We start from the raw sequence: 15,003 nt of genomic DNA, 5'->3' as shown, positions 1-15,003 counted from the left end.
CGGGAAGGAGCGGGCTGAACAGGCCGCGGAACGAACGATGAATTTGTCGGAACTGTGCATCCGCAGACCGGTCATGACGACCCTTGTCATGCTGGGGCTTGTCCTGTTCGGGGTGTTTGCCTATCGCGTCCTGCCGGTCTCGGAACTGCCCAACGTCGACTATCCGACCATCGAGGTCACGGCCTCCCTGCCCGGCGCCAATCCGGAAACCATGGCCGCCGCCGTGGCGACGACGCTCGAAGGTCAGTTCTCGCGCATCGCCGGCGTGCGCAACATGACCTCGATCAGCGCATCCGGCACGTCGCGCATCACCCTTGAGTTCGACCTGGACCGCAACATCGACGCCGCGGCGCTGGACGTACAGTCGGCGATTTCGACGGCGCTCCGCTCTTTGCCAGACGACATGACGGACCCGCCGTCGTTCCGCAAGATCAACCCCGCCGACTTCGCCATCTTCTACATCGGGCTGTCGTCGGACACGCTGCCGATCTCCATGGTCAACGAGTTCGCGGAAACCATGTTGGCGCAGCAGTTGTCGACCATCGGCGGCGTCGCCCAGGTGCAAATCTGGGGTCAGCAGAAATTCGCCGTGCGCGCCCAGGTCGACCCGGACGCCCTGGCCACCCGCGGCATCGCCATCGGCGAGGTCGAGCAGGCCATCCGCGGCGGTAACAGCTATCAGCCCACGGGTACCCTGAACGGCCCCGACCGCGCCATCGCCGTGAAGACCACGGGCCAGATGAGCAACGCCGCCGCCTATAACAAGTTGATCGTCGCCTACCGCAACGGGGCGCCCGTGCGCCTGTCAGAAATCGGCACGGCCATCGACGGGGTCGAAGCGACCCGCGTCGCCACTTATTTCGGAGACCGCCAAGGCATCATGTTGGCGGTCTACCGTCAGCCCGGCTCCAACACCGTTCAGATCGTCAAGCAGATCAACGACATCCTGCCACTGTTCCGCCAGCAACTGCCCGAGTCCGTGAACCTGGAAGTCATGTACGACCGTGCCCAGTCGATCGAGGAATCGATCCTGGACGTGGAATTCACCCTGATGCTGGCCGCGGCCCTGGTCGTACTGGTGATCTTCCTGTTCCTGCGCAACCTGGCCGCCACGGTGATCGCCAGCGTCGCCCTGCCGATTTCTGTGATCGGCACCTTCACGGTCATGTACGTGATGGGGTTCTCGCTCAACAACCTAAGCCTTCTGGCCCTGACCCTGTCCGTCGGCTTCGTCGTCGATGACGCCATCGTCATGTTGGAAAACATCATCCGCCACAAGGAAAAGGGCCTGTCCGCCATGGAGGCGGCGTTGAAGGGCTCTAAGGAAATCGGCTTCACCATTCTATCCATGACCCTGTCCCTGGTCGCCGTGTTCATTCCCGTGATGTTCATGGGCGGCATGGTCGGACGCCTGCTGCATGAATTTGCCATGACCATCAGCGCCACCATCATCGTGTCCGGCATCGTGTCGCTGATGCTGACGCCGATGATGTGCAGCCGATGGATTTCCGATGCCGCCCACGGCCCGGAAAAACCAAAGCGCGGCTTCATGGCGATGACCGAGCGCGCGTTCGACGCCATGCTGCACGGCTACGACGTGTCTCTGCTCTGGTGCCTCAAGCGCAAGCCGTTCGTGCTGGCCGTGTTCCTGGGCACCCTGGTCGGGACCTGGGGGCTCTATGCCCTGATTCAGAAGGATTTCCTGCCGGCCGAGGACACGGGCCGCCTGATCATCTACACGGAAGGCGGCCAAGACGTGTCGTTCGACGCCATGAAGCGTTATCAGAAAGAAGTCGCCGACATCGTCAACAACGACCCCAACGTCGCCGCGACCATGTCGCGCGTGGGGGCCGCCGGCAGCCGCATCACCAACAACGCGGGCCTGTTGTTCCTGCGCCTGAAACCGCGCCACGCGCGCCCCGACGCCAACATCAACGACGTGGTGCAGAAACTGCGGCGCAAGCTGAACAAGGTCGCCGGCATCAAGTCCTTCGTGCGCAACCCGCCGGCGATCCGCGTCGGTGGCCGCCTGTCCAACGCGCAATACCAATACACCTTGCAGGACCTGGACCTGGAATCCCTCTACAAATGGGCCGAAGTCATGGCCGCCGAACTGGGCAAACTGCCCGGTTTCCAGGACGTGACCACGGACCTCAAGATCCGCAGCCCCTCGCTGGTCGTCGATATCGACCGCGACCGCGCCGGCACCATGGGCATCAAAGCCGACGAGATCGAGGCCGTGCTGGCCAACGCCTTCGGCGGACGCAAGGTGTCGACCATCTATACGGCCGCCAACCAGTACGCGGTAATCCTGGAAGTCGCCCCCGAATTCCAAAAAGACCCGGAAGCGCTGAAGAAGCTATCTATCCGGGCCCCCGGCGACCGTCTGGTGCCGCTGGCCGCCGTCGCCACCCTGACCCGCGGCGTGTCGCCCCTGACCATCAGCCACCAGGGCCAAATCCCCGCCGTCACCATCTCGTTCAACCTCGCCCCCGAGGTCTCCCTCGGCACGGCCATCGACCGGGTTCACGCCTTGGAACGCGAAATCCAGGTGCCGGCAACCCTGACCACCAGTTTCCAGGGCACGGCCAAGGTGTTCCAGGAATCCCTGGCCGGCATGGGCATGCTGCTGGCGCTGGCCATTATCGTGGTCTACATCGTGCTGGGCATTCTCTATGAAAGCTTCATCCACCCGCTGACCATTCTGTCGGGCCTGCCGGCGGCGGGCGTGGGGGCGCTGCTCGCCCTCATGGCCTTCGACATGCCGCTGACGCTCTATGGCTTCGTCGGCATCATCATGCTGGTGGGGATCGTCAAGAAGAACGCGATCATGATGATCGACTTCGCCCTGTCGGCGCAGCGCGAGGACAACCTGAGCCCCGACGAAGCCATCTATCAGGCCTGCCTGATCCGCTTCCGCCCGATCATGATGACGACCATGGCCGCCCTCATGGGCAGCCTGCCCATCGCCGTCGGCTTCGGCCAGGGCGGCGAGGCACGTGCGCCCTTGGGCCTGACCGTGGTCGGCGGCCTGCTGATGTCGCAGGTCATCACGCTGTATCTGACGCCGGTGGTCTATATCTACCTGGACCGCCTGTTCCCGACCAAGGCGATCCAGGGGGCGTCCGGCGGCGCCGAACCGGGCCGCGCGCCGGCGGAATAGCCCCCCTATTCCGCCGCCTGGAAATGGCGGCGTGTGCCGTTGGCGACAGCAAAGGCGACCGGGGCCGCGTCGGCTATTACGTTAATAAAGGGAATCGTCGGATGGAAACATTTCCCCGAGTTTCGCCCATTCAGGCGCTTGGCCATGCTGCTCCAATGTCGCTTCGGAGAATTCATCGAATGGATTGAGCAGACAACAGGTGGTGTGCTTCCCACTGCTTAGAACCTGCCGGAAATTCGCTCCCAGTCGCGCCTGCCAAGGCAGCGGGCTCGGCATCAGAAGAATCAGCAGCGTATCCCGCTGCCCAACGCGTGGTTTCACTCCGCGATGAAGATTGCGCGGCGCGGCGAACATCAATGCCCCACCCGCGTTTAGATCAGGAACAATTGCCGTTCCTGCCAGCGTGTCGGAGCCAAGGATTTTCGTAAGATCATCGCTACGCTCGCCCAAGGGCGGATAACTGTAACCGTTTTCAGCCGCGCGGCGGGTCGTTGCCCGGTCTAAGACTTCCGTACGCCCGCCCTCATCCGATGCGCCGGACAGATACACCATCAGGTGCAGTTGCTGCGGTGGCTCTTCGTCACGATGCCATTGGAAAGATACGTCGCGCCCCATCTCCGCCAGGTAGCGGTTCAACGACACCGACAGAACCTGGAAATGGCTGCCGTAGTAGTCTTCAATTTTCGCCGTCAGATCCGGCGACAAGATCTCCGGCAAGACCCGGCGTAGGATGCCCGCCCGATACTGCGACCAGGGGACGAAATAGGTGTCAGGCAAACCGGTCAGACCGTCTCGCGCCAACCCTTCGACATAGCCGTCAATGGATTGGGTAAAGGCTGAGCATTCTTCATCGGCCAACACCCGCGGCAATAAGCAAACGCCATGATCGCGCAGATCGTCAGCGGCGGCGCGCGCCGGCGGCAATCCGCCATGCTGCGAACGGTATTCCTGTTGGCAGATACGGTGGTAAAGGCCGTGGCGTCGCCAGGACGACGACAGCATCCAGGCGTTCAGGTCGCCCGAAAGGTGGACGTTGCCATACGAATCAACCGTGTACTGCGAAAAATCCATGGATTTGGTCGCCTCTGACCGACCGAGATACGAACCGCGTGAACTCTAGGGATGACTCATTAATATCCCCTAAACTGCGGACGTTGAGACGTCACCCACCGGCCGTGTTCAGCCGAACGAGGGTCTTCGCCGCGCGGGTCAGGAACATTTCGTCAAAGGTCTCCATAACCTTCGCAACTGCCGAAGAATGAATGTGGCGTTGATCTTCCGTCCAGATCGTTTCCGAACAAACAGTGACGACCTCGTAGCTTGGAAAATAGAACACATCCGTATTGCGCTCGACGATGATATCGGCAGCAACACGAAGCACAGCCTTGGAATGCGTGTTGGCGGTAACAACATGATGGATATCGGCCCGCCCGGTGGCCAGGAACGGCACCGGCGATACGGTCAGAATTAGTTTCAAATTCGGGTTGTGGGCGCGCACCACATCAATGAAGCGCTGCAGGTAATCGATATTTTCCTCGACCGTCAGGGTCCGGTGCTCGATCAGACCGGTCATGGATTTATTCCGCGGGTTACGCGAGATATAGACATCGTCCGGCATGTAACGCCAAGCCTCGTTCAAGCCGAGCGTCAGGATGAAAACGTCCGCCTCAAGAAAGACCTTCCGAGTATTTTCCAGATGCTTTTCGCGTTCGATTTCATAGGCTTCGGGTGACGGGAACATGACCGCCTCCCGGAATGGATCAATGTAGATGTCCGGCGGTGCGTCACTGAGTTTCAGCAGCAGTTTGGGAAGCGGCCGAACGCCGAAGGCGTTCTCGACGATCTGGGTGAAGCTGGGCGTATTGAACATGATGCCCCAGCGGCAGGAATATTGAATGACCGGATCGTCGGAACTGGTATCCATGACCAGCGTGCCGGTTTCCGGATCGTAGGTCTTTTCCAGGCAGAGGTAATTGAACCCGCGGTCGAGCAGGTTCTTAGCAATCTCGATTGCGAAACAGCTTCCGGCCGATCCGATTTTGGTTCCCTGGTCGATAAATGGATAGCGTTTGGCGACCGGGATCACGTCCTTCAGCGGTTTACCGCCGCGCTCCGGGTCCGGCCAGAACACGGCATCCGGGTTTGGCTTGGTCTCGGTATTGAACCGGTCTGCCATCTGATTAATTCGCCCGGCATAATCAAACAGGCGCGCGCGTTGTCCCTCAATCACCGGATCGGCGCCACTCCCACCTCCTTGTCGGTCAAGGTACGTGGCACAGAACTGCAGGAACGCACTGAGACCGCTGAATGGGATCGCGCTCTTCGCAATATCGGCCCGCAGGCCGCGTTTAAAATCCTCGTCATCGAATATCTGGTCAATCAACAGATCGCGGGAAGGCGACTGCGATTGCGCAAGACCGCCCTCCACGTCCAAGAGAATCACGGGATTTCCCGTGCGGGCATCCGCTTCCATAGTCATCCCTAAGACGGTCTCCCTTAGTATTCGATATTATCCGACGTGAAGACCTTATCGTTCCGCATTCAAGAGGAAAACCTTCATCATTTGTCGCCCGGTCGCGGTTGGAACGCGATATTGCGTACAAGACCCCGGTTGCGTGTCCCCGTATCGTCGGTGTCGGCACCGATCAGCACATGCGACGCACGCAGCGGACGACGGCCGAACACCCGTTCATGATCCGCCGCCACATCAACCGTTTCCCGCAGCCACATACCCAGGGGGGCACGGTCGGTGCGCGCCACGATCATCACGTTGACGTCGCCGAAATAAGGGCTGGCGACGACCGTGCCGGGCGTGGTCGTGTCGCCGCTCCAGACATAGGACAGGGTTCGCGCCGGTGCGTCCTTGCCGCGCGTCAATTCGACCAAGGGACGCAGCAGAGATTCCGAAAACGTCGCCGTGTCAGGGTCGTATGGGAAGGTCACGTAAAGGGCCAGGGCCCGATCATCCCGCCCCTTCACGGTCAAGTCCGTCGCAGCCACGGGCAGATCCACCTTCCATTCCCAGGTCAGCACCGGCATTTGCGCCAAATCCACCGCTATGGGCCGCCCGATCAGGGACACACTGGAATCCGTATCAACCGCGATGCAGTCGTCGCCGCAGGCGCTGTATCGGTTGGCGCGTTTGCCGTCGAAAGTCATCTGCTCCCACGACCGCGCGACCAGATCCGCCGGCAACGCGTCGCCCCCCGCAACGGCCAACGATACGGCACCGGTTGCGAGGAACAGTCCCAGGCACGAAATGAACAGACGTTTCATGGACCCACTATCCCCCACCGCCCCCAGTCCGCTCAAATCACGAATTGGTTGGCGGGCGGACCGGATCAGGGATTGACGGTGGTCAGGCTTCCGAAACGCGGTCGGAACACGGCGCTGGAATAAAGCTGCCCAGCCTCCAGCACGGCGGTCATCATGATCGGCTCGAAATCATAAAACACCTCGGCGGTGATGACGTTTTCGCTGTCGCGGACCTCAAATCCGGCGGGCAACACCGCCGGGTCGCCCATGGCGCCGAACCGGCTTGCCGCCGGCGCCAGACCGTATGTTCGCTGCCAGATGATTTCCGGGCCGCCGCCGTCCCGGGCGATCGACGATATGATGACCCGGCCGCCGACCTGAACGTCATATGGGGTCATGACCTGGTCCGAGGCTGCGAAGAACGACGTAATGTCGCCTTCGGTCAGTTCCGGCATGCGCGAGATCAAATCGCCCATGGTCGCCGCCGTGCGCTCCAGCTTTTGGTTGATCAGGACATAGCGCGTGACCTCGACCCCCGACATCAATAGGCCCGTCAGCACCGGCACGGCGATCGCCAACTCGACGGAGATGGTCCCCCGCCCGTCGCGCCGGAACCGGTTCAGGAACTTGCGGATAACGCCCATGACGCCCCTCACCCGCCCGGCGCCGGTGCGCCGATGGCCTGATCATAGGGTTCGTTGCGCACGGCGATGGCCGATTTCAAAACGAACTTGCCGTCTTCGCCGATCAAAGGCCCCGCCAACGGTGTGCGCAGCGGCCAGGCGTATTCCATGCGGTAGGCGACGATCGACCCGGCGTCGCCGGCCCCGGCCTCGCCGATGTCCGCATCGTGGGCACCGTTGCCGTTCTCGTCGGTGAAGGTCTCGCCCGGATCGTAGACACCATTACCGTTGCCGTCGACGAAGGCTTCGCCGCGGCCGACATCGCCGAAGGTGGGGTAGACCCGAACCTCGACCTTGGCGTCGGCCATATCGACCAGGCCGATGGTGCGGTCCTCGACAATCGCGATGATTTGTTCCAGACGCGTGCCCCCCTCCGGCTCCTGACCGGTGATGCCGAACCGTGCGGCATCACGCAGCGCACTTTCCATCAACGTCGAGACAAACATGATCATGCCGAACTCGATGATGGCGATGAGCATCAACACAACCAGGGGGGCTGCGAAGGCGAATTCGACCAGGGACGAGCCCCGCTGGTTTTCAACCAGCGCCGGGCGCCCGAAGGACAATAAACCGGGTCGGCGGAGCACCATGGCGGAAATTCCTTTTCTTCCGCAGCTTACGCTCCGCTTCAAATTCCAACAAAAATATTAAGTGTTTTCAATATTCTATAAAACTTTCATAAAATTCCAGGTAACGGTCTTGACCTTCCCGGCCCTGCGAAGCCTAATGCGGCCACCGGTGCGAAAACCGGTCAAAGACGTCTAAAATCCATCCGGGAGTCCCATCCATGAAATTGCTGCGCTATGGCCCCAAGGGCGAGGAACGCCCCGGCCTGCTGGATGCCGCCGGCCGCATCCGCGACCTGTCCGACCGCCTGCCCGACATCACGCCGGAAACGCTGGTCAGCGACCGTCTGGCCCGCCTGAACGCCATGGACCCGGAAGAATTTCCCGCCGTCGGTGGATCACCGCGCTTGGGTGCGCCGGTCGCCGGCGTCGGCAAGATCGTCGCCATCGGCTTGAACTATGCCAACCATGCGGCGGAGGCCGGCATGGCCCTGCCGGAAGAGCCGATCATCTTCACCAAGGCGATCACCTCGCTCAGCGGCCCGACCGACCCTGTCGTGCTGCCCAAGGGCTCGGAAAAAGGCGATTGGGAAGCGGAACTCGCCGTCGTCATCGGCAAGCGCGCCCAATACGTCGAGGAAGCGGACGCCCTCAACCACATCGCCGGCTATGCCGTCATGAACGATGTGTCGGAACGAGCATTCCAGCTGGAAACCACGGGCCAATGGGTGAAGGGCAAAAGCTTCGACACCTTCGCCCCCTTCGGTCCCTGGCTGGTCACCCCCGACGAGGTGCCGGACCCGCAGAACCTGCGCATCTGGTGCGAGGTCTCGGGCCAGATGATGCAGGACGGCAGCACCAAGACCATGGTGTTCAACGTCTTCAATCTGGTGTCCGTGGTCAGCCAGTACATGACCCTGATGCCGGGCGACATCATCGCCACGGGCACGCCGCCGGGCGTGGGGCTCGGCATGAAGCCGCCGCGCTTCCTGAAGGCCGGCGATGTCATGCGCGTCGGCATCGAAGGTCTGGGCGAGCAGAAGACCGAGGTCAAAGCCTGGCCGGAATAATCCCCGGTCTTATGCCGCCGCCTCGCGGCGGATCACGTCCCAGGTGTCACGCATCCATTCGACGCAGGCGACTGCCTGGTCGAAAAGGGAATATCTACATCCCTCGCCGTAATCCGTGCCGGGAATGAATTCGGTCGAAATCTGGCCCAGCTTGCCCGTGGGGTCCGCCGCGTGGTGACGCATCAGCATGCGGATGCATTCCTTCCACGGCTCCAGCAACGCCCCGTCCCAGTCAGCGTGATACTCGCCCGGCCCCGGCTGCACGAAGGGATACTGGATCCCCCTGCCGACGCTGCCGTCGGGATGGCGGCCTGTTTCGTTGACCGGGTTGTTGGGGATCGCAGCCCGGGCATGGCAATGGCGGACCCAGCCAGCCTCGATCCACTGCTGCACCACATTTCCGGGCGTGTAGGGATCAAGGATCACCTCCCCCGCCGCAATCTGCCCTGCCGTGTCGAAAATCTTCTGTTCCTTGGGGTTGTCGATCTTGAAGATGACGTGGCTGTGGTCGAGAGTGATGTTGAACTCCATCCCCCGTGCCTCGACCATGCGACCGACACGGGCGACCCGCGCGAAGTCTTCCGACCACATATTCACATGGACCTCGAAGCAGGGCGTGACGCCGTACTTTTCGCCCAACTCCGCCGCCCATAAGTAGGCGTTCAGGACTTCCTCGTCCGTGACCACATGGCCCTTCGCATGGTGAAGTTTGATCTGGGTGTTATGGACGAGTGAGCCCAGCCGGCGGCCCGTCTCCAGGTTCTTTTCCAGCAGCGCCTCGTCCTGGCCCAGGACATAGAACCAACCGCCCGCCCGCACCGGCAGGCCGTATTTGTCCCGCGCGCGCTCGAAATCGTCGATCTGATCCGGGTCCGGGGTCTTGTCGATGTAATCGAACACACCCGCATCGCGCACCATGCGGAAGCGCGTATCCACATCCGGCATGGGGTCCGCATGGGTGTGCTTGATGCCGTTGGTTTGAATCCCGAAAAGAAGCTCGTTGGCCATATGTCTGTTTCCGTCCCCTGGTGATCGCCCCCGGCCGCATCGTAGCGCAACGACCCGCCGACGCAACGCAGAGATCAGGCGGCGATGTTCAGGCGCTCCCGGATAGCGCGAGCGATGTCTTCCGCCGGGTTGAGGGGCGCGTGGGTCCAATCGTCCCAAACCGTTTCCGCCGTCAGCGGCCGGGCATAACCTTCGCCGAACAGGTAGTCATGGAACCGCTTGTGCTTGGGCGTGATCAAGGGCGGCGGCGCGTAGAGATAGACCGGCCCCGGGCGGGCGCAAGCCTCGGTCGACATGGAAACGGAATCCCCCGTCACCACCACGGCGTCGGCATGGGCGAGATAGCCCATGTAAGGGTTCCCCGCCGGATCGCCCCAGCGATACAGATGGTGCGGCACGTCTGCAAAAGCGGCCAGCAGAGCCGGCATGGTGCCCGGGTCTTCGGATTCCTCGACCCGCCGGCTGGTCGAAACCAACAAGGAGCCACCCCGTTCCCGCGCCATCTTAGCAGCAAGGCCCGCGACCTCGGCCGCCATTTCCGGGCCGAACTCGCGCCGCCGGGTGCTGCCGCCGACCATAAGGGCAATCAGCGGGCGCGGCAGATGGGCAAAGGCCGCTTCCCATTCTTCCTTGGCCGCGTCCAGAATGTCCGCCGTCACACCATGGGCGGCAGCGGGAATGGTCAAGGTGTTGGCGGTCGTGGGCCGGGCATCATGGGCAGGCTGGGCGATCAGATCGAAATCCCCTGCCCCGGCCCCCGGATGCATGACATGAACCAGTTTCGTGCGGCCACCGGACAGTTTCTTGATCTTGCGCGCAACGGAGGCCGAGCGCCGCCCGGCGCCGAGCACCAGATCCGGCCAGGGCGGCGTCAACAGGGCCCGCGAGGCCGGCGTAATGGCTGCGAAGGACGCCCCCAGCAGCGCGTTATGCAGACGTACCAGGGGACCGTATTCAATGTCCTTCTGCGCGAACGGCAGACCCAGGACCCGGGCCACGCCCAGGCATTGGCTGCGGTTGCCGGGCCGGTCGTCGGCCAGCACCCAGACACGAGGCGAATCAGCGCTTTGTTGGGTTTCGGACATCGCCCGCTTATGGCACGGGTCCCCCGCCCCGGCAACGGATCAGTGCCGTGGCGGGGCCGCCGCTGCACCTAAAAATTGGTCTAACACTTCTGTCCAGCTTTCGCGGAACTGCATCTCTTCGTATGACTCCGCGTTCATGGCGACCTACAGAACAATCCACGATATCGACAACCACCTGACCGGCCTCCGCACTCGCCGCGTCTGGGATTATTGGCGTGGGCAGGCCGGTTCCGCACCGACGCCATCCTGGGATGATTTCAAGCTGATCGACGTCTATCAGGACGCGCCCATCATGCTGGTTCTCGACGTCCTATTACGTCCCGACGTCACCGATTTTCGCTATCGTTTCGTCGGCACCACCATTGTCCAGAACCGTTGGAAGCTTGAGGTTCCAGACCACACGGGCCTGACCTTTTACGAGGTCAGTCACCAATATGATTTCCAGGAAGTCAAAGAATCTTACGACCGCTGCGTCAGCACCGGCCACCCGGTCCTGTTGCAGCGGAGCTTTGAAACCTATGACGCCTCGGGAAACCACGAACGCCTGATCTTGCCGCTTTTGGGGCCATCCGGCGACGTCGATAAACTGATCGTCGTCGTCGAACGGCTGAAGGAGCGGAAAACGTCGCGGCCTACCGATCCGACCCTGTTCTAAAGCTTGCCTGCAGGCTCAATCAAAAACGCAGCGCGGCCGCCGGTTACGGGCGGTTGTACTTGCGCAAGAATGCATCGTGATCAGTTAGGTATCCTTTGTATCGACGCAACAGATACAAATTCCGCCCAAGCGTAAGCGTGGAAATCATCAATGTGATCATGGCGATCAGCGTCGGCAGCCAGACCAGGTCACGCCATTTGAACTCCTGGCTCGCGTCGCCTGCCGCTGGGCAGGGCGACAGCCCCTGTGCACGAAGTTCCTCGGACACTTTCTGATAATTCGGTGTATCCACCGCCAATTCGAAGCAGCTTTGAGACGCGCGATCAGAGATCGCCCCGGAAAACACAGCAGTCAGCCAGCCGGCGCTCAACATCAGGAAAAACACGGAAGCCCACGCAAGACCCGCAGCCATGCCGATTTGCTGTTTTATCCATTGCTCCTGTTCCGTGGACAGGATCAGTCGCAGGTTTTCATCCTGAACGCGAGAACTGGCCGACTCTGAAGAATTTCGACGTTCCAAAACCTATCTCACGACGCACCCATTCAGCTTGATACGGGATTGTAGAATAGGCAGCCCAACGGGTAAACCTATGGAGATTTCGCCCGTTACGGGTACACCAAGCGCCGCATCCGTCGAAACGACAGGTTTATTCGGCCGCGACCGGCAAACGGAAGTGCGCTTCCATTTCCCGGCGAATTTTCACCGCATCCAGGGTTTCGTCGGCGTCCACGTCCTGCCATCGCACCGGCTGATTGGCTGGAATGTCGGCCTTCAACTTGACCTTATGGGCCAGACCGATGGGCAGGCCGCCGAGCTTTAGCGATTTTTCCGCCGGGTACAGCTTGCCCCAGACGGTGAATCCGCCCTCGCCGTCGAGCATTTCGCCCGCCTTCAGGTCGCGTTTGGCCGTCGCCACGACGTCGCCTCGGAAGCCCAGGGTCGAGCCCGTCGGCTTGTTCAACAGCGCCGCCGACAGGATCGAGATATTCAATTCCAGACCGATCAGGTGGAACGGCTTGAACATGGCGGAATAGCGCCCGGAGGCATCCGTGTTCATGCCGTACTGGCGGAAGCAGGCGGCGGCGTAATCGTTGGGGGCTTCGATCACCACATAGACGCCCCAGCGCAGATCCTTGAACACCGGGCGGCCGTCGCGTTCCAGGGACGACACGACCTCGACCTGACCCTTGTGTTCCAGCATCCCACCGTCGGCGATGGGGCGCAGGACATGGGCAAGATCGTCCATGCCGGCGGCCGGGAAATTCAGGCCGTCCGACGGCGGGGTGAGGCCCGTGCCGTTGGCGATGGCCGCCATTTCCAGGGCCGACTTGGTGCCGTCGAGAAAGCTGTTGAACATCTGGCTATTCATGCCGGCGGCGGCCGCCTGTTCCGGGGTCAGGCCGTAGTGGTCCCAGACCGTGTCCGGGGTCGAGGCATGATAGGACGGCAGGTATTTGGTGCCCTTGCCCGCGGCAATGACCTCGAAACCCGTGGCCCGCGCCCATTCGACCAATTCACAGGTCAGGGCCGGCTGATCGCCGTAGGCCATGGAATAGACGACGCCCGCCTTGCGGGCTTCTTCGGCCAACAGGCCGCCGGCCAGAACGTCGGCCTCGACATTGACCATGACGATGTGGATGCCGTTGCGGATGGCTTCCCGCGCATGGACCAGGCCAACGACCGGGTTGCCCGTGGCCTCGACGACCACGTCCACGCCGCCCGCCTGCATCATGGCCATGGCATCGTCGACGAATTTGGTCTTGGCAATCAGGTCGTCCGGCCAGCCGACGTTGCGGCAGGCCTTCTTGGTGCCGTCGGGGCTCAGATCGGCAATGACGGCGACGTCCAGGCCCGGCGTCGTCGGCACCTGCGACAGGAACATGGAGCCGAATTTCCCGGCCCCGATCAGGCCGACACGAACGGGCTTACCCGCTGCGGCGCGGGCCGCGAGTTCTTGATAGATATACAAAATTGATTACTCCGCAGCTTGTTGGCGCTTGGCGACCAATTCGTCGAGACAATCGTCGCTCAGGGCTTCGATGGGGGTGAAGTCGCGGTGCGCGATCCACTCCGCCCGGTTGAAGGCGCGGATGTGGTTGTCGACATGGCACAGCGACAGATAAACGATCGTCCGCCCGAACGGCGAGATGTTGGGCGGGCTGGCATGAACCAGCAGCGACGAGAACATCAGCATGCTGCCGGCCGGGCCGGTCGGCGCGACGCAGCCGCCCCGTTCCGCCAATTCGGACACCTTGTCCCGGTCCAGGGTCCACAGCGGATAACTGGTCGTCTCCAGGTCGTGGCCCGCGTCGACAACGCCTTGCTTGTGGCTGCCGGGGATGAACAGCAACGGGCCGTTGGCCGCCGTCACGTCGTCCAGGAACACGGCGATGTTCATGGCCCGGGGTTCCGGCATCTCGTCATCGCGCTTCCAGGTACCGTAATCCTGGTGCCACTGCCAGACGGCGCCGTCGAAGGCGGCCTTGGCGTTGACCTTGTACTGGTGCATGTAGACGGGGCCGTCCAGAACCTGGGTCACCGGATCGATCATGCGCGGATGGGCTCCTAAGCGCCGGAACGCCTCATTGTACTTGTGCGCGGCGAAGGCCGTGCGGGCGACGCCATTTGACTCGCGCCAGACCTCTTCCCGGTCCAGGGCATAGACGGCCTCGGCCTCGGCCTTCAGACAGGCCGCTTCCTCCGGCGTGAATTTTCCGGGAAAGAACAGGTAGCCGTCCTCGTCGAAGCGTTTCAGTTCTTCTTCGGTCAAGCGCATTGGATCATCCTCCGATTGATGTCTTGCTTGTCGTCTCCGGAGTCTGTCGCTCCGGCGAAATTCTTAAGTCGGCGATAGGTCGCCTCGCCCGCCGTTTCCGTATGATGCGCTGCCAGTTCTCCGGCGCGCTCGATGTCGCCGGAGATAACGGCATTGGCGATGGCCTCGTGTTCGTTCCAGGTCATGGCGTGGCGCGCAACATCCGACAAGACCGCGTGCATGGACCGCACCATATGTGGCCAGGCGACATCCGCCGCCGCGGCGATCTCGGGATTGCCCGCCAGTTCATAAAGCGTGCGATGAAAAACGACATCAGCATCGACCAGGGCAGCGAAATCCTGACGTGCAGCGGCGTCCCTGCCGGTCACGATCAGCTCACCCAGCCGATCCGCGGCGATGCTCGCGGCATCTCTGTTCGCCGCCGCCAGCCGCGCGGCCAAACGATCCAGCGCACCGCGCACCTGGAAAAGAGCAACCAGCCTATCCGCATCAATGGGGGCAACCATCTGGCCTTTGCGCCCGCGGTCGACGACCAGCCCTTCGCGCTTGAGCAGCACCAGGGCGCGGCTGACCGGCTGGCGGCTGACGCCAAGCCGTTCCGCCATTTCTTCCTGGCCGACAGGCGTGCCGGGCGGAAGCTTGCCGGACAGGATCGCCTCCCGAATGGCGTCAAACGCCTCTTTCGTTAGGTCATTTTTAATTTTAAGTTGTTGCATTTATTATATTTTTTAATTTGTGAAT

At 61.9% G+C, this 15,003-nt stretch carries 14 protein-coding genes; 3 read left to right on the top strand and 11 right to left on the bottom strand.

Translation table 11 applies throughout. The annotated features are described in order from the left end of the window. Window positions 1–37 precede the first annotated feature (37 nt). The gene (locus KFF05_08005) at window positions 38–3,163 is read left to right on the top strand and encodes an efflux RND transporter permease subunit (GenBank protein UTW53282.1); all 3,126 of its coding nucleotides are present in this window, start codon (window positions 38–40) and stop codon (window positions 3,161–3,163) included. 81 nt (window positions 3,164–3,244) lie between these two features. On the opposite strand, the gene KFF05_08000 is transcribed toward KFF05_08005, so the two are convergent. The 5 genes from KFF05_08000 to KFF05_07980 all read right to left on the bottom strand — a co-directional run bounded on the left by KFF05_08000 (window position 3,245) and on the right by KFF05_07980 (window position 7,691). Continuing rightward, complete coding sequence (locus KFF05_08000) at window positions 3,245–4,234, bottom strand: hypothetical protein (protein ID UTW53281.1); 990 nt, start codon at window positions 4,232–4,234, stop codon at window positions 3,245–3,247. Window positions 4,235–4,325: 91 nt separating this feature from the next. Further along, complete coding sequence (locus KFF05_07995) at window positions 4,326–5,642, bottom strand: GSCFA domain-containing protein (protein UTW53280.1); 1,317 nt, start codon at window positions 5,640–5,642, stop codon at window positions 4,326–4,328. Between the two features lie 80 nt (window positions 5,643–5,722). Beyond that, on the bottom strand, window positions 5,723–6,439 hold the full coding sequence (locus tag KFF05_07990) for a DUF3047 domain-containing protein (protein ID UTW53279.1): 717 nt from the start codon (window positions 6,437–6,439) through the stop codon (window positions 5,723–5,725). A gap of 65 nt (window positions 6,440–6,504) precedes the next feature. Continuing rightward, window positions 6,505–7,062, bottom strand: a complete 558-nt coding sequence (locus KFF05_07985; protein ID UTW53278.1) for a pilus assembly protein — start codon at window positions 7,060–7,062, stop codon at window positions 6,505–6,507. 8 nt (window positions 7,063–7,070) lie between these two features. Next, window positions 7,071–7,691, bottom strand: a complete 621-nt coding sequence (locus tag KFF05_07980; GenBank protein UTW53277.1) for a pilus assembly protein — start codon at window positions 7,689–7,691, stop codon at window positions 7,071–7,073. 197 nt (window positions 7,692–7,888) lie between these two features. Here KFF05_07980 and KFF05_07975 point away from each other — a divergent pair, with 197 nt between their 5' ends. Then, window positions 7,889–8,737: a fumarylacetoacetate hydrolase family protein gene (locus KFF05_07975; GenBank protein ID UTW53276.1), complete on the top strand. Its 849-nt coding sequence runs from the start codon at window positions 7,889–7,891 to the stop codon at window positions 8,735–8,737. A gap of 9 nt (window positions 8,738–8,746) precedes the next feature. Here KFF05_07975 and KFF05_07970 read toward each other — a convergent pair whose 3' ends face one another. Beyond that, window positions 8,747–9,745, bottom strand: coding sequence for a hypothetical protein (locus tag KFF05_07970; GenBank protein UTW53275.1), 999 nt, complete (start codon window positions 9,743–9,745; stop codon window positions 8,747–8,749). 74 nt (window positions 9,746–9,819) lie between these two features. Next, window positions 9,820–10,830, bottom strand: coding sequence for a mitochondrial fission ELM1 family protein (locus KFF05_07965; protein ID UTW53274.1), 1,011 nt, complete (start codon window positions 10,828–10,830; stop codon window positions 9,820–9,822). A gap of 136 nt (window positions 10,831–10,966) precedes the next feature. Here KFF05_07965 and KFF05_07960 point away from each other — a divergent pair, with 136 nt between their 5' ends. After that, the gene (locus KFF05_07960; protein ID UTW53273.1) at window positions 10,967–11,485 is read left to right on the top strand and encodes a hypothetical protein; all 519 of its coding nucleotides are present in this window, start codon (window positions 10,967–10,969) and stop codon (window positions 11,483–11,485) included. Window positions 11,486–11,528: 43 nt separating this feature from the next. Here KFF05_07960 and KFF05_07955 read toward each other — a convergent pair whose 3' ends face one another. From KFF05_07955 to KFF05_07940, 4 genes are all read right to left on the bottom strand, one after another. Next, a complete protein-coding gene (locus KFF05_07955; GenBank protein UTW53272.1) occupies window positions 11,529–12,005 on the bottom strand; it encodes a hypothetical protein in 477 nt (158 codons plus the stop codon). 127 nt (window positions 12,006–12,132) lie between these two features. Further along, a complete protein-coding gene (locus KFF05_07950) occupies window positions 12,133–13,455 on the bottom strand; it encodes a flagellar biosynthesis protein FlgA (GenBank protein ID UTW53271.1) in 1,323 nt (440 codons plus the stop codon). Window positions 13,456–13,461: 6 nt separating this feature from the next. Next, entirely contained in the window at window positions 13,462–14,262 is an 801-nt protein-coding gene (locus KFF05_07945) for a phytanoyl-CoA dioxygenase family protein (GenBank protein ID UTW53270.1), read from the bottom strand. Further along, window positions 14,253–14,978, bottom strand: a complete 726-nt coding sequence (locus KFF05_07940) for a GntR family transcriptional regulator (protein ID UTW53269.1) — start codon at window positions 14,976–14,978, stop codon at window positions 14,253–14,255. Before KFF05_07940 ends, KFF05_07945 begins: the two co-directional genes overlap by 10 nt. Window positions 14,979–15,003: the final 25 nt, after the last annotated feature.

The organism is bacterium SCSIO 12827, from assembly GCA_024397995.1.
Lineage (GTDB): Bacteria > Pseudomonadota > Alphaproteobacteria > Rhodospirillales > Casp-alpha2 > UBA1479.
This window is presented reverse-complemented; position numbering and strand designations above follow the sequence as displayed.